This window comes from Frigoribacterium sp. PhB118 (assembly GCF_003751725.1).
In the GTDB taxonomy this organism is placed as follows: Bacteria; Actinomycetota; Actinomycetes; order Actinomycetales; family Microbacteriaceae; genus Frigoribacterium.
The window spans coordinates 42813-61093 of the sequence record NZ_RKID01000006.1 but is presented as its reverse complement, the minus strand read 5'-3'; the positions used below and the strand labels follow the sequence as shown (position 1 = coordinate 61093).

Here is an 18281-nt window from a genome sequence, read left to right as displayed (position 1 = left end):
GGCAGGGCGGAGGCGAGACGTCGGCATCGGGCGTCACGAAGAGGACGGCGGGTCCGTCGGGCCCGGCATCCTCTCCGTGACGCCGCCGGGCCGCAGGGAGAGCTTCACGGGCAGGGACCCACGGTCCGGACGACACCGATGCAGGGCTCGCGCCCTCCATCTCGACGAACGCTAGGCCGCACGAGATGGTGCGGTTCAGACGTGGACGCTCCTCACAGGCAGGGCGTCGAGACGCGTGTTTCGGGGGACAGGACGCGCGCGGGTCGCATCCGTCACGGGGCGCGGCGTGCGAGGGCGACCGCCTCGAGTGCCCGGACCACCTCGCCGACGGCCCGCTGCGCCCGGACGACGCCGACCGGGCCGCCGAGCACCGACAGGACCGGCTCGTGCACGACCCGCACCACGAGGCGTCCCCGGTCGTCCACGAACCACTGCACGCCGAGGGTCAGCAACTGCGCCCGCCCGGCGAAGGCGCGCAGCGCGAGGGTGGAGGCCAGCGTGCCCCGGACGGCCCGGGTGCTGCCGTCCGACACCAGCGACAGGGTGAAGCCGTGATCGATCAGGGTCTGCTCGACGAGGTGTCGCGACTCGTCGTGTGCGCCCTCGAGGAAGACGTCGTGCGTGCTCGCCACCGGACGGGTGCGGCGGTCAGCGCAGCGGCGCGAGCATCTCGAGCTCGCGCGCGGTGGGGTCGAGGGCGTAGGGGTTCGTGTGTCCGGTCGGTTCGTACCCGCGTCGACGGTAGAACGCGATGGCCCGCTCGTTCTGCTCGTGGACGTGCAGGCGCAGGGTGTCGCCCTCGGTCGCGGCCCACGTCTCGACGCCGTCGAGCAGCAGGTCGGTGACCCCGGCCGAGCGCCCTCGATGGCTCGGGGCGACGTACACGCCGACCAGCAGGGGCTGCCCCGCCGACTGCAGGAAGCCGCCCATGGCGCCGACCCAGTCGCCCGTCCCGTCGTCGATCGCGACCAGCGAGGTGCCGTGCTCGGCCTCGCCCCGGGCCCCGCGCATCCGCCACTCGGCCTCGGCGTGACGACGGGCGACGGCGAGCGTCTCGCCGTAGGCGATCGGCGTGTCCGCGAGCATCGCGAGGCGCAGGTCGCGGACGCGCTGCCAGTCGTCGGCGGTCGTGCGGCGGACGGTCACGGGTCGTGCGGGCATGCCGCCACCCTGCCACACGGGCGGGACGCGGCGGGTGCAGGAGGCGCGGGTCGCGTCCCGACGCCGGGTCGGGCCCCGGGGTCGTCACGTCAGGAGGCGCGGGTCGCGTCCCGACGCCGACCCGCCCCGGGGTCGTCGCGTCAGGAGGCGCGGTGCGGCCCTCAGCCGACCCGCGCCACGGGGGCGGGGCCGAGGCGCTGCTCGGGGCGGGCCGGTGAGATCAGCGTCGCGCGCCTCCCGCGGTCGTCCGGCTCGGTGTCGACGCCGAGCACCTGCAGGCGCTCGGGCGTCCGCGCGCGGAGCGCCGCCGTCCAGGCGCAGACCAGTGCGTCGAGCAGGTCCTCGCGGTGTTTGTAGGCCCGGTCGACCAGCGGCGAGGGCTCCTCGAGCAGCGCCGCCGACACCGGGTGCGAGTCGAGGCGCAACGGCACCTCGGCCCGGGCGAGCCCGCCCAGCCGACGCAGCAGCTCGTCGCAGGCCGCCGCGCGGGCCTCGCGCCGCGCCTCCTTCGGCAGGGTGAGGTCGGGTCGCTTGTAGCGGGGACGCTTGTCGTCGTAGGCGAGCTCGGTCATGCCGACGAGCGTCGTGTACGGGTAGCACTCGAAGTGCCCCACCGCGTCGGCCGCCACCGGCACGACGCCGTCGTCGTAGACGCCGCCGGCACGCTCGAGGCGCTCGCCGAGGGTGCGCCCGCCGAGCCAGGGCAGGGAGGCGCTGCTCGCGTTGGCCGACACGTGCCAGCGACCGTAGGCACGCGCCACGAGGCGTTCGCTCGCCCGCATGCCCGTGGCGTTCGGCACGAGCACGGGGGCGTCGACCGCGACGACCGAGCCGGGCGTCGACCAGCGTCGGACCCAGGCCTCGACCTCGTCGACGCCGCGCGCCCAGCCGGCGTCGAGCACCGTGCCGTCGGCGTCGATCACGGCCAGGCCGGTCTCGTTCGCGGGGCGCTCGGGCGTCGAGTCGCGCCAGGCGAGGTCGACGCCGAGGTAGCGGGGCCGGGGTGTGGTCACCGCTCGACCGTACTCGCGGCCGATACTGTCCCCATGCCCACGAGCAGCACCCGCACCAGCGGCGGCACGAGCACCCGCACCCCCGCCGACCTGCGTCGCTGGCGGCGTTACCTCGCCGACGAGCGCGCCGAGGAGTCGACCTACCGCGACCTCGCCCGCCGCCGGGACGGCGAGGAGCGTGCGATCCTCGTCGCCCTGGCCGACGCCGAGGGCCGCCACGCGCAGCACTGGGTGGACCTGCTCGGCGCCGACGTCGGGCGTCCGGCCCGCACCGACCTGCGCACCCGCGTGCTCGGGGTGCTCGCCCGGCGTTTCGGCTCGATCTTCGTGCTGGCCCTCGTGCAGAGCGCGGAGGCGCGGTCGCCGTACGCGACCGACGCCGACGCCACCGACGCGATGGCCGCCGACGAACGCATCCACGGCGAGGTCGTGCGCGGCCTGGCCGAGCGCGGACGCAACCGCTTGTCGGGGTCGTTCCGCGCGGCCGTGTTCGGGGCGAACGACGGCCTGGTCAGCAACCTGGCGCTCGTGCTCGGCATCAGCGCCTCGGGCGTCGCGAACCACGTGGTGCTGCTGACCGGGCTGTCGGGTCTGCTCGCCGGGGCGTTGTCGATGGGTGCGGGCGAGTACGTCTCGGTGCGGTCGCAGCGCGAGCTGCTCGACGCCTCCACCCCCGACCCGGCGGCGCGACACGTGCTGCCCGACCTCGACGTCGACGCGAACGAGCTGGCGCTGGTCTACCGGGCACGGGGCATGTCGCCCGTCGAGGCCGAGGCCCACGCGCGGGAGGTGCTCGCGGGCGCGGGGCGAGGGGCCTCGTCGCCGAGCGCGCCTCCTGCGGGGGCCGCGCCGGGCGCCGCCACGGCTGGCTGGGCGGACGCCCCGGACCAGGAGGCGCGCTCGGCCGACGAGCCCGCCACCCACGAGACCCTCGGCACGGCCTTCGGCGCTGCCGCCTCGAGCTTCTGCTTCTTCGCGTCCGGGGCCGTGATCGCCGTGCTGCCCTACCTGTTCGGGCTGTCCGGGCTCGTGGCGGTCGTCGTGGCGTCGGCGTTGGTCGGCGTCGCGCTGCTCGGCACGGGCGCCGTCGTCGGGTTGCTGTCGGGGGCGAGCCCGGTCAGGCGGGCGCTGCGCCAGCTCGGCATCGGGTTCGGGGCGGCCGCCGTGACCTACCTGCTGGGGCTGTTGTTCGGGACCGGCGCCGCGGGCTGAGCCGATCGGGCCACGTGCGCGTCAGGCCTTGCGGTCGAGCTTCCAGGCGATCCAGCACGTGACGAGGACGACGCCGGCCGCGGCGAGGCGCGCGCCCATCAGCACCCCTTGGCCGGTCGAGGTCGTGAGGCTCATGTCGGAGCCGATGCCGATGCTCCAGATCGCGCCCGACAGGGTGAGGCAGACGACCAAGGCGAGGCCGAGCACCACCGAGGTGGCCCCGTGCGACCGGGGGCCCACGTCGTCGCGGCCGCGAGGGTCACGTGAGAGGCGGGCGGCGGCGATGCGGACGAGGCCGAGCCAGAGCAGGGCCACGGCGCAGGCGCCGACGACGTCGCTGCAGCGGTGCCAGCCGAAGGCGACGGTCTGCTCGGCGACGACGGCCGCGAACGCCGCACCGACCATGTAGAACAGGGGCCGGGCGTGCCGGCCGAAGGTGGTCATGATCGCCAGGACGGCGGCGACGGCGACCGTGACGTGCCCGCTGGGGAAGCTGTTGCCGTAGAGCTCGCCCGTCAGCTCGGGACGGGGCGCGAGCTGCTTGAGCACCTGGGTGGTGACCGTGGCGCCGATGATCAGCACGCCCGCCTGGACGGCCGACCCGGGCCGGCGGCGGAGGAACGCCACCACCATCGTGAGGGCGACGACCAGCAGCACGGCCGGGGGAGAGATGGCGTCGAGCGCGACCCCGGACTGCAACAACGTGGTGCCGTCGACCGAGCGGAGGATGCTGTCCTCGATCGACTGGCCGGTCTCGGTGAGGACCGCGATCGTGTAGACGCCCGCCAGCACGACGAGCGAGGCCGACGACGCGACCACCCAACGACCCGTGACCCGTCGACGGACGGCAGGCGTCGTCGAGAGGGTCGGGTGAGCAGTCACCGGACGAGCTAACTACACGTCGCCTGGAAACAGGCTCGGTCCGACCTGCCGATGCGCCGGGGTCGCCCCGACTCACAGCGAGGGTGCAGGTGGCCGGCCGCCGGTCGGGCCCCGACGCTCCATCAGCCGCCAGTGACCGCCGGTGAGCGGGGCGAGCGTGACGGTCGTGTAGACCACGGCGACGATGCCGAACGCGACCGTCAGCCCGATCGTGTCGGCCGCGACCCCGCCGAGCAGGGCGCCGGTCGGGATGCCGGCCCAGGCTCCCGCGGTGACCAGTCCGAAGACCCGCCCGCGGAGGTGCTCGGGGGTGCGCTCGAGCTGCACCGTGCCGAGGATCGGGTTGAGGGCGCCGGCGGCGAGACCCGAGAGCGCGGTCGCGGCGACCAGCACCGGCAGCGGGGCGCCGAGGGCGAACGCCAGGCTCGACGGCCCGCCGGCGAGGGTGAAGCAGGCGACGAAGGTGAGGCGGCGCGGCACCCGGTGGGCGACGAAACCGAAGGCGACGTTGCCGGCGAGGGCGCACCCGCCCATGGTGGCGACGAGTAGTCCCAGGGCGGCCGCGCCTCCGAGTCGGTCGTTCGCGTAGAGGGGCAGCAGGGTCGACCCGCGTGCGGCGTCGAGCAGGTTCGTGACCAGCACGAGCGCGACGATCAGCCGCATCAGCGGGTCGCGGACGACGAAGCGGGCGCCCTCGACGAGGTCGGACCGGTAGGAGGCGCGGGTCGGCTCGGTCGCGTCGGTGGCGTCGGTCGGGTGGTCGTCTCTCGGATTCGGTGATCCGGTCCGTGCCGGACCCGACACCGGGACGAGTGCCCCGGTCAGGGCCGCCGAGACGGCGAAGGTGGCGGCGTTGACGAACAGGGACGCGACCGGTCCGACGGCGGCGACGAGGAGCCCGGCGATCGACGCCCCGATCAGCTTGGCGAAGCGCTCGGACCCGTCGAGGAGCCCCACGCTGCGTTCGATGCGGACTCCGGCCCGCTCGGTCAGCGCGGGCAGCATCACCCGGCGCGCCGTCTGTCCGGGGCTGTCGAGCAGGCCGCCGACGAAGACGAGCGCGAGCAGGGCCCAGAACGGCAGCCCGACGGTGAGCGCGAGCACGGGCATCGCGAGGACGGAGGCGCCACTCACGAGGTCGGCGACGATCGCGGCCCGCCGGTGCCCGACCCGGTCGACGACGACGCCCCCGAGCGGGCCGCCGATGATCACCGGGGCCGTAGCGAACGCCGCCGCGAGCCCGACCTCGGCCCCCGACCCGCCGAGACCCAGGACGTAGAAGGGCACGGCGAAGGCCGTGACGACGTTGCCGGTCTGTGAGATCGCGTGGGCCGCGACGAGGGACGACAGGGCTGCCCGGTCGGTGCGCCCGGTGCGCCCGGTGCGGACGGTGTGACCCGTGCGCCCGCCGCGGGGCCGGGCCGGACGACCGTCGCGAGTGGCGCTGTCGGTGCCCCGCGCCTCCTCGGCCGGCGTGCTCTCGCTCACGACGGGCCTCAGGGACGGCGGTAGGCCTGGTAGACGAGCACGACCGGCGCGGCGCCGTCGTCGGCCGCCGGGTCGTGGGCGGCGCTGACGTCGAGCCAGCGGTCGACGACGGCCTCGAGGTCGTGGCGGAGTCCCGCGAGCTCGGTCGTGGTGAGGCGCAGGCTGCGGTCGCCGCTCGCCCCGGCCGCGACCCACTCGCGAGGCAGGGTGGGCATCGCGTCGACGTACTCGCCGAAGCGCGCGGCGTAGGCCTGGCCGATCGACTTCTGCAGGGCGGACGAGGCGACGAGGCGGTCGGGGTCGTCGAGCAGCTCGGCGGGCTCCCAACTGGTGAGCTGGGCGGTGGCCTGCCACCAGCGTTCACGACGGTCGGTGGTCTGCGGCTCGGCCGGGCCGATGAGGTCGATCGAGGCGAGCTTCGACAGGTGGTAGCTGATCGTCCCCGGGGCCTCGTCGACGGCGTCGCCGAGCTGGGCGGCCGTCTGCGGGCCGCGTTCGCGCAGCAGACCGAGGAGGCGCAACCGCGTCGGGTGGGCGAGCACGCGCATCGAGGCGGCGTCGGTGAGGGTGCTGCGGGAGGTCTCGCGCGGGGTCATGGAGTCGACCGTAGGTGCACAAGAGATGTTGCGCAAGAGGCGTTGTGCTCTTCGGTGACTTCGTGGACGGTAGGCCGACCGGTCGAGCCGTGAGTGTGGTGGGTGTCTCGGGCGGAGGCCGAGCCCGCGGCGCATGCTCGGAAGACGACCGCCGGACAGCCCGGCTCGCAGGAGGAACCCGATGACGAAGACCCCGGACGACCCGCACGGCACCGACGAGACCGACCTCGAACGCAGCGGCAACAGCAGCGGCGAGGGTCACGGCGACCACACCGTCGGCGAGCGGGACGACCGCCCCGTCGAGATCACCAGCGAGAACCACCCCGACGGCGGCACCGGCTCGCGCACGCTCGACGACGGACCGGCCGACGACGCCGTCCCCACCCGCCAGCCCGGCCAGGCCGACGCCAGCCAGGTCGACGAGTTGATCGGCGACTACAAGGGCGACGGCGAAGGCAAGCACACCTACTGACACGACCCGAGGAGGCGCGGGTCGGCTCGATTCGCGCCCCGCGCCTCCCTCGTGTAATGTTTCCTCTGGCCAATCGGCCAGCGAAACGCGCCTGTAGCTCAACGGATAGAGCATCTGACTACGGATCAGAAGGTTGGGGGTTCGAGTCCCTCCAGGCGCACAGACTCGAAAGCCCCTGCCCAACATGGCAGGGGCTTTCCTCGTCTTCGGTGCTTGTCTGGCCGCCTCCTGCGGCGTGCGCCTTCGGTGCGGACCCGAAGAGCCCTGCCCTACGCGGCAGGGCTTTTCTCGTCCTCGGTGCTCGTCTTCTGAGATCAGCGGCGGGTCGCGCCGATGGCCCAGACCCGTGGCGGCTGGACGTCGTTGACGGCGTGGTCGCCGACGATGCGTGCTTTGAACACCCACGGGTTGTGGCTGCCGGCGGTCCGGGCGTTTCGCCAGTGCCGGTCCAGGTTCTTCGTGGTGCTCACGCCGGATGCCGCCAGCGCGTCGAACAGGTGCGAGGTCGCCTGGGTCGCGAGCGATGTCAGTGCGACCTGGGCCTGCGCGGTGGCGAGTTCGGCGCGGTCGTTCCGCTGTTCGTCCTCGGTCTCGTCCAGGAAGGCACCCTCGTAGGCGCCCTGGAGGGCCTGGGCGGCGCGGTCGACGACCGCCCGTGCGGCGAAGCCGGCGGCCGAGACCTCACCGACGACCTGCAGGATCTGCGGGTCGGCGGCGAACGTGTCGGCGTTGCCGTGGGAGAACACCCGGGTGCGGTTCCTGACCTCGAACGCGATGTCCCGCTCGGCTGCCACGACGGAGCCGGCGAGGACGCTCAGCAGCACGGCCTGGTAGAAGGCCGTCTGGTACTTGAATCGCTCGTCGAAGAGCACGACGTCGTCGGCACCGACACGAGCATCTCGGAAGGTGCTCGTGCCCGACCCCGTCGTCCGCTGCCCGAACCCGTCCCAGTCGTCGGTGTGGGTGACGCCTTCCTGGCGGGCGTCGACGATCGCGATGACCCGGTCGCCGGTGTCCGTGCGTTCGGCGTACGTGTCGATCCAGTCGGCGAAGATGCTGCCGGTGGAGTAGTACTTCTGCCCGGTGATGCGGAATCCGCCGTCCGGGTCCGGGCTGACCTTCGTCGCGACGTCGCCGACCTGCACCGTGCCCACTTCGGTCCAGGAGTTCCCGGCGATCTCGCCGCGGCCGAACCGTTCGAGCCAGACGTCGCGCGGTCCGGACCGGGCGACGAGGCGGTCCTCGACGAGGGCGAAGTGGCCGCGCAAGGCCTGGGGGATGTTGCTGTCCGCCGCCGCGAGCTCGGTGAGCAACTCGAACAGCTGCGGGAGGGTGGCGCCGGAGCCCCCGAACTCGACGGGGACGCGGAGGGCTCCGAAGCCCGCGTCGGCGAGCTCGCGGATCTCGGCCACGGGGAGGCGGTGCTCACGGTCGCGTTCCGCGGCACCGGCGGCGATGCGGTCGAAGAGCGGGCGGAAACGCGCGAACAGGGCGTCGTCGGTGGGTGACGCCGTGGTGACGGACGTGGTGGAGGTGGTGGTCGTCGTGGTCATGGGTCTCGGTTCCGTTCTGGTGGGTCAGGCAGCGGCAGGGGCAGGCGTGTGTTCCGGCTGGGGACGTGTGGCGGCTCGGCGGGTGAGAAGGACGGCGCCGCCGAACACCCCGACGAGCGCCAGGAGTGCAGCCGTCGTGGCGACCGAGCCGGTCGGCCAGTTCCCGGTGAGGCCGAGGAGCGCGGGGACCGTGGTGGTCACCTGGCTCGCGAGGACGAGGGCCCACCCGGTGTAGGTGCTGATGGCCGATCGGCCGAGGGCGAGCAGGACGAAGAACAGCGCCCAGAGCGCCGCCCATCCCGTCCAGAGCACGGCGAGGAAAGGGTCGTCCGCGACGTGGACGATCGCGAAGGCGACGGCGAGAGCGGCGACCAGGCCGCAGAACCAGCCCAGGCCCACGGCGCCGAGGCCGAGGAGGGAGTCCACGCCGACGTAGAGGTACGTGATGCCGAACAAGAAGGTGCCCGAGATCCCGAAGAGGATGGGCAGGGAACCGTCGGCTGACACGGCCACGGCCACGCAGAGGACGAGCTGCAGACCGCCGACCAGGACGTTGAACACGCCGCTGTCCCGGCCGGGCACGCGCCCGAGCAGGGTGAGGCCGTTGACCAGGAGGGCGGCCCCGGAGAGGACCAAGCAGATGAGCGCCATGCGGAGACCTTGACACCGTTCACCCCTCGGTCGGTGTCTCGTGTCCCATCATGTCCGTCCGCTACGCCCCGTGACGGCGGTACCCGTCGTGTTCGTCACGGAAGCCGACCGCCACGTGAGCAAGGCCCCCGTACAATGAGCCAGCGCCATGGAGCCACGTCCACGCCGGCGCAGATGACGCCAAGCTGCGTTGCGGAGCGTGCAGGATGGAGCCCGGGTGAGCGTCAGAGGCGGCGGTGAACGTCTCGGTCTTCGCGAGGTTGCCGAGCGTGCTGGTGTGTCGCACATGACCGTGTCACGCGTGCTCAATGGTCACCCGCAGGTCAAGGAGTCCACGCGCCAACGCGTGCTCGAGGTCGTCGCCGAGCTCGACTTCCGGCCCAACAGTGCTGCGCGCGAGCTCGTCACCCAGCGGGCCCTCCGGATCGGCGTGCTGATCGAGAGCGCCGTCGAGTTCGGTCCGTCGAGCATCTTGCGGGCCATCGAGCGATCGGCGCGCGACGGCGGGTACTCCGTGGCGTCGTTCGCGCTCCGCGACGACTCGGCGACTCCCGAGGAGGCCGTGCGCCACCTCACAGGCCAGGGCATCGACGCACTCTGCGTGGTCGCTCCGCGCTCGTCGTCCGTGGCCGTGCTCCGGACCATCACGACGGGGCTGCCGACCCTGGTCGTCAAGGCCGAGAAGGACCCGGCCTTCCTCACGGTCTCCGTCGACCAGGCTGCCGGCACGAAGCTGGCCGTGGATCACCTCGCGTCGCTGGGTCACCGCGACGTCCTCCATCTCTCAGGGCCCCTCGACTGGTTCGACGCCCGCGCTCGCGAGCGTGCCTTCCATGCGCGCACCCGGGCATGGGGCATGCACGAGCGGCCCATCGTCATCGGTGACTGGTCGAGCGACTTCGGCTACGACTACGCACGCGGACTGACCGGAGTTCCGGAGTACACCGCCGTGTTCGTCGCCAATGACGAGATGGCGCTCGGGGTGATCCACGGCCTCCACGACCGCGGCATCCGCGTGCCGGAGGACCTGAGCGTCGTCGGCTTCGACGACCTGCCCGTCTCGCGCCACTTCCTCCCGCCGCTCACGACCGTGCGGCAGGACTTCCCGGCGCTCGGGTCGCTCGTGGTGGACGTCCTGATCGCCGCGATCGAGGGCCGCGAGATCCCGCAGAACAGCCGGATTCCCGCCGAGCTCGTGGTGCGTGACTCCAGCGCGGCTGCGCGCCCTCTCGACCGAGATGGCCATCTGAGGTAATCCAGCTCGTCGTCGTTCGCCCGCGTGCATCACGACAGCTACAGTCGTGCACGTCGGGCACCGCCCGGCGCGAGGCCGTCAAGGCCTCCGACCCGAGGAGCACCACGTGCGTCACGTACGGGCATCGACGACGATGCGCCCGATCGGCCCTCAGGCCGCTGGCCCGACCTGGTCCGGTCACGACGAGCGGCGGGACGGACCTGCCCACCCCACGGTGCAGATGCGGGGGATCACCGTCGCGTTCTCGAACGGCGTCGCGCTCGACAGGGTCGACCTCGACCTCCACTCGGGCGAGGTGCACGCTCTCCTCGGCGAGAACGGAGCGGGGAAGTCCACGCTCATCAAGGCGCTGCTCGGCGTGTACCCGATCGAAGCAGGGGAGGTCCTCGTGGACGGCGAGCCCGTCCGTCTCGGCGGTCCGGCTGACGCGCGGGCCCTCGGCATCCAGGCCGCGTTCCAGGAATCGCACCTGGTCGAGAACCTGAGCGTCGGTGAGAACGTGATGCTGGGCCACGAGGTGCACGGTCGCGTCGGCATCTCCTGGCGTGCGACGCATGAACGCGCCGCCACGATGCTGGCCGAGCTCGGACTGGCCGAGCTGGACCCGCGAGCCCTGCTGGCGGACCTCACTCCCGCCAGCCGCCAGCTCGTCTCCATCGCCCGCGCCATGGTCGACCGACCACGGGTGCTCGTGCTGGACGAGCCCACGTCGAGCCTCGATGCCGTCGACGTCGCGCAGCTCTTCGAGGTGATCCGCCGCCTCCGCGACCAGGGTGTGGCCATCCTCTTCGTCTCGCACTTCCTCGAGCAGGTGCTGGCACTCAGCGACCGGATGACGATCCTTCGAGGCGGTGTGAAGAAGGGCGACTACCTGCCGCACGAGATCGGCCGCGCCGAACTGGTCGCGCGGATGATCGGCAAGGACATCGCGCACCTGCAACGCATCGGGTCAGAGCGCCGCGCCCATCGTGTGGATCCGGTCGGCCCGCCGCTGTACCGCGCCACCGGTGTAGGACGCCGCGGGATGTTGCGGCCGGTCGACTTCGAGCTGCACGCGGGAGAGGTGGTCGGCATCGCGGGGCTTCGCGGCTCCGGGCGAACCGAGCTCGCGCGCCTGCTGGCCGGCGCCGACCGAGCTGACGGCGGCGTGGTCACGCTCGGTGGTCGGACCGTCGTGATCGACCGCCCTGCGGACGCACTGCGGAACCGGGTGGCGTTGTCTGCCGAGGATCGAGGGGCGGAGGGCCTCATCAACGACCTCAGCGTGCGGGAGAACATCGTCCTCGCGTTGCAGGCTCTGCGTGGGTGGGCGCACCCGCTCTCCAAGGCCGAGCGCGAGGACCTCGTCGAGCGGCACATCGAGCACTTCGACATCACGCCGGTCGATCCGGCGACACCCGCCGGCGAGCTCTCGGGCGGCAACCAGCAGAAGGTGCTCCTCGCTCGCTGGCTGGCGATCCGGCCCCGCGTGCTGATCCTCGACGAGCCGACGCGCGGCGTCGACATCGGCGCCAAGGTCGACATCCAGGCGCACGTCGCGCAGCTCGCGCTCGAGGGTGTCGCCGTCGTGTTCATCTCGAGCGCGTTCGACGAGCTCGTGCGGGTGAGCGACCGGATCGTCGTCCTCAAGGACCGGGAGAAGATCGGCGAGCTCAGCAACGGGCCGGGCGTCACGGTCGACACCCTCGTCGAGCTCATCGCCGCACCGGACGACGAGAGCGACGAGGGCGACGACTTCCCGCCGGTGTGGCAGGGCGGGCCCCTCCTGCCGCCTGCAGCGCCGTCACGCCGCTGAGGCTCGCAGTCGATCCCTTCCCGACGGGCGGATGTTCTCGATCACTCTTGCACTCGCGAAACTGTTACCGGTAACATTCCCAGCACGCGGAAGCACCCGAGCCCACGCAGCACGACCGGCCCCATGGCCACGACCGGACGAAGACGTCCGGTCATCTCAAGGAGGAGATCCATGTCCACGAAGAGGCGCATCGCCACCATCGCCGCCGCAGGGGCCATTGCCCTCGGTCTCGCGGCCTGCAGTTCCGGCACAGGTTCGTCGGACGGCGGTGACGACCTGGCAACGGTCGGCTTCGTCGCGGTCGGCCCCGAGGGCGCCTGGCGTCAGGCCAACGAGACGAACATCCAGGACACCTTCACGAAGGAAGCCGGGTTCGATCTCAAGTACGCCCCGGCGACCAACAACGACCAGAAGTCGCAGATCGACGCGTTCACGTCGTTCGTGGACGAGGGTGTCGACGTGATCCTGCTCTCGGCCACCGAGGGCTCCGGCTGGGAGGACTCGCTCGAGCGGGCGAAGGAAGCCGAGATCCCCGTCGTCCTCATCGACCGTGGCATCGAGCCGGACGACACCTCGCTCTACGCGACCCGGATCGCGCCCGACAACATCGCCGTCAGCGAGTCCGTCGCCGAGTGGGCCAAGGGCGCGCTTCCCGAGGGTGGCAAGTACTTCACCCTCGAGGGCCCGGCGGGCGTCTCGGTCGTGAACGAACGCAACGAAGGTTGGGACGAGGTGATCGGCGCAGACAGCGCATTCACGAAGATCGGCGCGCAGACGGCCAACTGGTCGACCGAAGAGGCCAAGAGCGTCTTCGAGACGGTGCTGAAGTCGAACGGCAACGACGTCCAGATGGTCTTCGCCCAGAACGACGAGATGGGACTCGGCGCCGTGCAGGCGGTCGAGGAGGCGGGCCTCACGCCCGGCAAGGACGTGAAGATCGCCACCATCGACGGCACGAAGAGCGCCCTCGAGGCGTTGTCCGAGTCCAAGCTCAGCTTCGTCGCCGAGTACAACCCGCTGTTCGGCGACACGGCCCTCGAGGCAGTGCAGAAGCTGCTCGACGGCGACACCGTCGAGTCGTCGATCGTCGTCGAGTCGGCCACGTTCGACTCGCCCGAGGCAGCCGCCACGGCACTGCCCGACCGGAAGTTCTGACCAGCCCGCACGGCCACACCCGGCGGCGAGGCGGACGAGTCCGCCTCGCCGCCCCCGCCACCCACCCGCTGCCACGGCAGCGGGCGGGTGGGCATCGGCAGACAAGGAGTTACACGCATGCAGGCACCCGGCCCCATCGTCGAGATGCAAGCCATCACCATCGCTTTTCCCGGGGTCAAAGCCCTCGACGGGGTCGACCTCCGTCTCTACCCCGGCGAGGTCCACACGCTCATGGGCGAGAACGGCGCCGGTAAGTCGACGCTCATCAAGGCGCTCACGGGCGTCTACGCCATCGACTCCGGACGCGTCGTCGTCGACGGCGTCGAACGTCGCCTCTCGGGCACCGCGGACGCGCAGGCTGCGGGGATCTCGACGGTCTACCAAGAGGTCAACCTGTGCAGCAATCTCACCATCGGTGAGAACGTCATGCTCGGCCACGAGAAGCGCGGCCGGTTCGGCATCGACTGGAAGGGAACGCACGCCGCCGCCGCCGAGGTCCTGGCGCGTGTGGGACTCGGCCACCTGGACGCGCGCACCCCCCTCTCGTCGCTCAGCCTCGCCCTCCAGCAGCTCGTCGCGATCAGCCGCGCCACGGTCGTCGAGGCGAAGGTGCTGATCCTCGACGAGCCGACCTCCAGCCTCGACGCGGACGAGGTCGAAGGCCTCTTCCGGGTCATGCGACGCCTTCGTGACGAAGGCGTCGCCATCCTCTTCGTGTCTCACTTCCTCGACCAGGTCTTCGCGATCAGCGACCGACTCACCGTGCTGCGCAACGGCACGTTCGTGGGTGAGCACCTCACGCGAGACATCGATCGTGCCGGCCTCATCTCGGAGATGATCGGCAAGGACCTCCAGAGCCTCCGCTCCCTCGACCGGGACCGGGCGAGCCGCCAGGTGGCCGAGGGCGAGCCCGTCTACCGGGCCACCGGAATCGGCCGCAAGGGCTCGCTCGACGCGACGGACGTCGACCTGCGTCGCGGCGAGGTCGTGGGCCTCGCCGGCCTCCTCGGCTCCGGCCGCACGGAACTCGCCCGTCTCCTCTACGGAGTCGATCGCCCCGACTCGGGATCCGTGACCATGGACGGCGTCCCCGTGGCGATCTCGTCCCCTGCGAAGGCCCTGAAGCACCGCATCGCCTTCTCGAGCGAGAACCGTCGCGACGAGGGGATCATCCGCGACCTGAGCGTGCGCGAGAACCTCGTGCTCGCCGTGCAGGCGAAACGGGGCTGGGCCCGCCCGCTCTCGGCCAAGGAGAAGGACCGCATGGTGACGAAATACCTCACCGAGCTCAACGTGCGACCCGCAGATCCCGATCGACCCATCAGCAACCTCTCCGGCGGCAACCAGCAGAAGGTCCTGCTCGGCCGGTGGCTGGCGACCGAGCCGGAGCTGCTGATCCTCGACGAGCCCACACGCGGCATCGACGTCGGTGCCAAGGCCGAGATCCAGGAACAGGTCGCCGCCCTCGCCGACACGGGAGTCGCCGTGGTGTTCATCTCCTCGGAGCTCGAGGAGGTCGTCCGGCTCAGCGATCGGATCGTCGTCCTGAAGGACCACCGCAAGATCGCCGAGCTCGCGGCGGGTCCGGACGTCACCGCCGAGTCCATCGTCGCCGCCATCGCCGAGGAGGGCGTCTCCGAGATCCCCCTCGAGACCATCCCCCGCACCACGCCCGAGGAGGCAACCCGATGAGTGACTCGACGACCACCGTGACCAGACGCCTGGGCGCCCACGGGCTCGGTGACCTGTTGCACCGGCCCTGGGTCTGGGGCACGGTCGCGATCGTGCTGCTGCTGGCGATCAACGTCGCGAAGGACCCCGGTTACCTCGCACTGTCCGTCAACCCGGACACGGGCAACCTCGTGGGCAACCTCGTCGACATCCTCCGGGCCGCTGCCCCCGTGCTCATGATCGCGGTGGGCATGTGCCTCGTGGTCGCCACCGGTGGCATCGACCTGAGCGTCGGCTCGATCATGGTCGTCGCCGGTGCCGTCTCGATGGAGTTCCTGAAGGCGGCCGGCTCCGACTCCCTCGGCGTCGCGCTCGCCGCGATGGGCCTGGCGCTCCTCATCGCCGGGGTCCTCGGCGCGGTCAACGGCATGCTCGTCTCGGTCGTCGGGCTGCAGCCGTTCATCAGCACGCTCGTGATCATGCTCGCCGGCCGTGGCCTGGCCAAGGTCATCACGGGAGGCCAGAACACGGCCGCGGCCAACGAGCCCTTCCGCTGGGTCGCCAACGGCTACCTCGTCGGACTACCCGTCGTGTTCCTGCTGGCCGTGCTGATCACGCTCGGCGTCGCCGCCCTCGTGCGTCGCAGCGCCCTGGGACTCATGATCGAAGCGATCGGAATGGACCCGAAGGCCGCGCGCCTCGCGGGGCTGGACCGCCGAGCCCTCCTGTTCACCGCCTACATCGGGAGCGGCCTGCTCGCCGGCGTGGCCGGGATCTTCGCCACGTCCAGCGTCATGACGGTCGACGTCTCGCGCACCGGTTACCAACTCGAGCTCGACGCCATCCTCGCGGTCGTCATCGGCGGGACGTCGCTGGCAGGCGGCAAGTTCCACCTGCTCGGAGCCGCGGTCGGGGCGCTCCTCATCGCGACGCTCGACAAGACCGTCGTGTTCCTCGGCGTCTCCTCCTCGGCGACGCCCGCCTTCAAGGCGATCGTGATCGTGGCGATCGTGCTGCTGCAGTCCCGGCGCGTCCGCGCCCTGTTCACGAGGCGCCGCCGCCCGGCGCCGACCTCCGTGCCGACCGAGAAGGAGACCGTGTCCGCATGAGCGCCACGACGATCCGCCCGCCCCTCACCCCCACGCCGACCCCCGGTCCGGGCCCCGGCAACGGTCCCCTCGAACCGCGTCGCCGCATGCGGCTCCGACTCGATTCCCTGCCGACGGTCGCCGCCCTGGTGATCCTGATCGCCATGCTTGCCTACGGAGAGATCGCCTACGGCCGCATCGTGCAGGCCGCGACCCTGTCGAACCTGCTCATCAACAACGCCCATGTGATCGTCCTGGCCGTGGGGCTCACGTTCGTGATCCTCACGGGGGGCATCGACCTCTCCGTCGGTGCGATCGTCGCGGTCAGCAGCGTCGCGGGCGTGCTGCTCGCGAACGCCGGCTGGAACCCCTGGGTCGTGATGGTGCTGATGATCCTCATCGGCACGGCATCCGGCGTCGTCTCGGGCGTGCTGATCCAGTTCTTCGACGTGCAGCCGTTCATCGCGACGCTCGCGATGATGTTCCTCGGACGGGGCCTCGCCTCCATCCTCAGCACGGTGCCCGAACGACTCGCCGACGAGTCGCCCATCCGCTCGCTCGCGACGAACATGAAGGTCGTGGACGGTCCCAAGGTGAACGACGTCGTGACGACTCCGGGCGTGCTCATGGCGCTCGTGGTGGTCGCCGTCGCGTTCTTCGTGCTGCACCGCACGCGTCTGGGGCGCACCGTGTACGCGATCGGCGGGTCGGAGCAGTCGGCCGCCCTCATGGGCCTCCCGGTTCGCCGCACGAAGCTCGCCGTCTACGTGATCAGCGGATCGCTGGCAGGGCTCGCCTCGGTCATCTACACGGCCCGGCTCGGGAGTGCCCAGAACATCACCGGCATCGGGTGGGAGCTGGATTCGATCGCCGCCACGGTGATCGGTGGCACCCTCCTCACCGGCGGCGTCGGCTTCGTGCTCGGGTCCGTCGTGGGAGCGCTCGTGCTCGGCCTCATGAACGTGCTCATCACGCGAGACGGAGGCATCCCGCCCGAGGCCACCACCATCATCACCGGCGGCATCCTCCTGGTCTTCGTGCTCCTGCAGCGCGCCGTGATGGCGAGGCGGCGGACCTAGCGACGACGTGACGCGTGCCACGGCCAGAGCCACAGTAACCGCACGATCGCTGGCGAGAGGTGATCCTCTGACGCCACCAGCCGCGTCGCTCGCCACGGGCACCACGGGGGTCGGCTCCGCACCCCGGGCGCCGAGTGGGCAGAAGATGTCCTTCTGATCGAGATGGAGGACGTTTTCTGCCCACTCGACCGGCGCAGGGGGCGAGAGGGCAGAGTGCGCCCCCCGGGTCAGGGGGACGAGGCGAGGGCGGCGAGCTCGGTGCGGCTGCGGGCCCCGAGCTTGCGCAACAGGTTCGACACGTGGAACTTCACCGTGTTGTCGCTGATGCCGAGCACCGCCGCGATGTCGCGGTTCCGGTCGCCGGCCGCGACCCGGTGCAGCACCTCGCGTTCCCGCTCGCTCAGGGCCGCGACCAGCTCCCGCGGCTCGTTCGACGGCGGCGGGTCGAGCGGCAGGCGCACCGTCAACTCCGAGCCCCACCCCACGGTCGACGCCACCGTCAGCTCGCCCCCGACCCCGGAGACCTGCTCGGTGATCGGCCGCAGGGCGTCGTCGTGCGCCGTCAGCTCACCCGCGCCGTCGTCCCGGATCGCGATCAGCAGGTTCAGGCCGTCGCAGTCCCACTGGATGCGCACCCGACGTGCGTCACCCGCGTCGACGAAGGTGAGCACGGCGTTCCGGACGACGGCCCGGGCCACGTGCGCGACGTCGCCCGGCAGGGCCCGACCCGTCGCCGGAGGCTCGACGAACTGGACGTCCAGGTCGCCGAAGCGCACGAGCGGACGCAGGTCGGACCGGAGGCGCGCGAAGGCCCCGACGACCGGTTCGAGGGTGGTCCCGCGGTCACGGTCGGACCCCGTCCGGAGGGCGACCAGGGCCCCCGCCGCGACGTCGATGGCCTCGGCCCGGGCCGCCCGGTCGTCGAGGCGTCGTGAGCGCAGGGCGGCCAGCACGGACTCGAGCGTCATCGCATGCCGGTCGACCAGGTCGGCGGTCGCCCGCGCGTGCTCGGACGCCAGGGTGCGGGCCAGGGTGTCGGAACCGGCCCGACCGGGGACGTCGTGCACGGTGTGGCTCATGCGCCCACCCTAGGCGTCCGCCTACCCGACGCCACCCTCCCTACCCGAACGGATGGGTGGGACGCCCCCGTCGAGGGGCTGCTCTCACAGCATCGTCGGACCAGGATCGAAGGCAACGGGATCGACGACGT

The 18281-nt window shown here is 71.8% G+C and carries 17 protein-coding genes and 1 tRNA gene; 9 read left to right on the top strand and 9 right to left on the bottom strand.

Annotation, left to right across the window (positions count from 1 at the left end):
- Window positions 1–272 precede the first annotated feature (272 nt).
- The 3 genes from EDF21_RS15245 to EDF21_RS15235 form a co-directional block, all read right to left on the bottom strand.
- Entirely contained in the window at window positions 273–632 is a 360-nt protein-coding gene (locus EDF21_RS15245) for a hypothetical protein (RefSeq protein WP_123571936.1), read from the bottom strand.
- Between the two features lie 16 nt (window positions 633–648).
- Complete coding sequence (locus EDF21_RS15240; RefSeq protein WP_123572007.1) at window positions 649–1161, bottom strand: GNAT family N-acetyltransferase; 513 nt, start codon at window positions 1159–1161, stop codon at window positions 649–651.
- Window positions 1162–1322: 161 nt separating this feature from the next.
- On the bottom strand, window positions 1323–2174 hold the full coding sequence (locus EDF21_RS15235; RefSeq protein WP_056047240.1) for a DUF429 domain-containing protein: 852 nt from the start codon (window positions 2172–2174) through the stop codon (window positions 1323–1325).
- A gap of 33 nt (window positions 2175–2207) precedes the next feature.
- On the opposite strand from EDF21_RS15235, the gene EDF21_RS15230 reads away from it, so the two are divergent.
- Window positions 2208–3386 carry a VIT1/CCC1 family protein gene (locus tag EDF21_RS15230; protein WP_123571935.1) on the top strand — a complete coding sequence of 393 codons (1179 nt, stop codon included), beginning with the start codon at window positions 2208–2210 and terminating at the stop codon, window positions 3384–3386.
- A gap of 21 nt (window positions 3387–3407) precedes the next feature.
- Here the strand turns inward: EDF21_RS15230 and EDF21_RS15225 are convergent, their stop codons facing one another.
- The 3 genes from EDF21_RS15225 to EDF21_RS15215 all read right to left on the bottom strand — a co-directional run bounded on the left by EDF21_RS15225 (window position 3408) and on the right by EDF21_RS15215 (window position 6352).
- Window positions 3408–4268, bottom strand: a complete 861-nt coding sequence (locus EDF21_RS15225; protein WP_148053721.1) for a phosphatase PAP2 family protein — start codon at window positions 4266–4268, stop codon at window positions 3408–3410.
- Between the two features lie 72 nt (window positions 4269–4340).
- Entirely contained in the window at window positions 4341–5756 is a 1416-nt protein-coding gene (locus EDF21_RS15220) for an MFS transporter (protein ID WP_123571934.1), read from the bottom strand.
- 8 nt (window positions 5757–5764) lie between these two features.
- Window positions 5765–6352 carry a helix-turn-helix domain-containing protein gene (locus EDF21_RS15215; protein WP_158612939.1) on the bottom strand — a complete coding sequence of 196 codons (588 nt, stop codon included), beginning with the start codon at window positions 6350–6352 and terminating at the stop codon, window positions 5765–5767.
- Between the two features lie 181 nt (window positions 6353–6533).
- Here EDF21_RS15215 and EDF21_RS15210 point away from each other — a divergent pair, with 181 nt between their 5' ends.
- Together EDF21_RS15210 and EDF21_RS15205 are read left to right on the top strand one after the other, a co-directional pair.
- Window positions 6534–6824 carry a hypothetical protein gene (locus EDF21_RS15210; RefSeq protein ID WP_123571932.1) on the top strand — a complete coding sequence of 97 codons (291 nt, stop codon included), beginning with the start codon at window positions 6534–6536 and terminating at the stop codon, window positions 6822–6824.
- Between the two features lie 87 nt (window positions 6825–6911).
- Window positions 6912–6984 (top strand) — tRNA-Arg (locus EDF21_RS15205).
- A 154-nt stretch (window positions 6985–7138) separates the two neighbouring features.
- Here the strand turns inward: EDF21_RS15205 and EDF21_RS15200 are convergent.
- Both EDF21_RS15200 and EDF21_RS15195 read right to left on the bottom strand, forming a co-directional pair.
- A complete protein-coding gene (locus EDF21_RS15200; RefSeq protein WP_123571931.1) occupies window positions 7139–8377 on the bottom strand; it encodes an acyl-CoA dehydrogenase family protein in 1239 nt (412 codons plus the stop codon).
- Window positions 8378–8401: 24 nt separating this feature from the next.
- A complete protein-coding gene (locus tag EDF21_RS15195) occupies window positions 8402–9028 on the bottom strand; it encodes an AmiS/UreI family transporter (RefSeq protein ID WP_123571930.1) in 627 nt (208 codons plus the stop codon).
- A 199-nt stretch (window positions 9029–9227) separates the two neighbouring features.
- On the opposite strand from EDF21_RS15195, the gene EDF21_RS15190 reads away from it, so the two are divergent.
- The 6 genes from EDF21_RS15190 to EDF21_RS15165 all read left to right on the top strand — a co-directional run bounded on the left by EDF21_RS15190 (window position 9228) and on the right by EDF21_RS15165 (window position 17071).
- On the top strand, window positions 9228–10283 hold the full coding sequence (locus EDF21_RS15190) for a LacI family DNA-binding transcriptional regulator (protein WP_307785022.1): 1056 nt from the start codon (window positions 9228–9230) through the stop codon (window positions 10281–10283).
- A 220-nt stretch (window positions 10284–10503) separates the two neighbouring features.
- Window positions 10504–12078 (top strand): sugar ABC transporter ATP-binding protein, encoded by a 1575-nt coding sequence (locus EDF21_RS15185; RefSeq protein ID WP_233568537.1) that lies wholly within the window; start codon window positions 10504–10506, stop codon window positions 12076–12078.
- A gap of 171 nt (window positions 12079–12249) precedes the next feature.
- Entirely contained in the window at window positions 12250–13233 is a 984-nt protein-coding gene (locus tag EDF21_RS15180; protein ID WP_123571929.1) for an ABC transporter substrate-binding protein, read from the top strand.
- Between the two features lie 117 nt (window positions 13234–13350).
- Window positions 13351–14925, top strand: a complete 1575-nt coding sequence (locus tag EDF21_RS15175) for a sugar ABC transporter ATP-binding protein (RefSeq protein ID WP_123571928.1) — start codon at window positions 13351–13353, stop codon at window positions 14923–14925.
- Entirely contained in the window at window positions 14922–16013 is a 1092-nt protein-coding gene (locus EDF21_RS15170) for an ABC transporter permease (protein ID WP_123571927.1), read from the top strand. The genes EDF21_RS15175 and EDF21_RS15170 overlap by 4 nt, the downstream gene beginning before the upstream one ends.
- The gene (locus EDF21_RS15165) at window positions 16010–17071 is read left to right on the top strand and encodes an ABC transporter permease (protein ID WP_158612938.1); all 1062 of its coding nucleotides are present in this window, start codon (window positions 16010–16012) and stop codon (window positions 17069–17071) included. Before EDF21_RS15170 ends, EDF21_RS15165 begins: the two co-directional genes overlap by 4 nt.
- A gap of 227 nt (window positions 17072–17298) precedes the next feature.
- Here the strand turns inward: EDF21_RS15165 and EDF21_RS15160 are convergent, their stop codons facing one another.
- On the bottom strand, window positions 17299–18150 hold the full coding sequence (locus EDF21_RS15160) for a LuxR C-terminal-related transcriptional regulator (protein WP_233568536.1): 852 nt from the start codon (window positions 18148–18150) through the stop codon (window positions 17299–17301).
- Between the last annotated feature and the right edge of the window lie 131 nt (window positions 18151–18281).

Coding starts and splice junctions, on each gene's coding strand:
- EDF21_RS15240 (WP_123572007.1), bottom strand. CDS start 1,161: ATGCCCGCACGACCCGTGACCGTCCGCCGCACGACCGCCGACGACTGG.
- EDF21_RS15230 (WP_123571935.1), top strand. CDS start 2,208: ATGCCCACGAGCAGCACCCGCACCAGCGGCGGCACGAGCACCCGCACC.
- EDF21_RS15215 (WP_158612939.1), bottom strand. CDS start 6,352: ATGACCCCGCGCGAGACCTCCCGCAGCACCCTCACCGACGCCGCCTCG.
- EDF21_RS15210 (WP_123571932.1), top strand. CDS start 6,534: ATGACGAAGACCCCGGACGACCCGCACGGCACCGACGAGACCGACCTC.
- EDF21_RS15200 (WP_123571931.1), bottom strand. CDS start 8,377: ATGACCACGACGACCACCACCTCCACCACGTCCGTCACCACGGCGTCA.
- EDF21_RS15195 (WP_123571930.1), bottom strand. CDS start 9,028: ATGGCGCTCATCTGCTTGGTCCTCTCCGGGGCCGCCCTCCTGGTCAAC.
- EDF21_RS15185 (WP_233568537.1), top strand. CDS start 10,504: ATGCGGGGGATCACCGTCGCGTTCTCGAACGGCGTCGCGCTCGACAGG.
- EDF21_RS15180 (WP_123571929.1), top strand. CDS start 12,250: ATGTCCACGAAGAGGCGCATCGCCACCATCGCCGCCGCAGGGGCCATT.
- EDF21_RS15175 (WP_123571928.1), top strand. CDS start 13,351: ATGCAGGCACCCGGCCCCATCGTCGAGATGCAAGCCATCACCATCGCT.
- EDF21_RS15170 (WP_123571927.1), top strand. CDS start 14,922: ATGAGTGACTCGACGACCACCGTGACCAGACGCCTGGGCGCCCACGGG.
- EDF21_RS15165 (WP_158612938.1), top strand. CDS start 16,010: ATGAGCGCCACGACGATCCGCCCGCCCCTCACCCCCACGCCGACCCCC.
- EDF21_RS15160 (WP_233568536.1), bottom strand. CDS start 18,150: ATGAGCCACACCGTGCACGACGTCCCCGGTCGGGCCGGTTCCGACACC.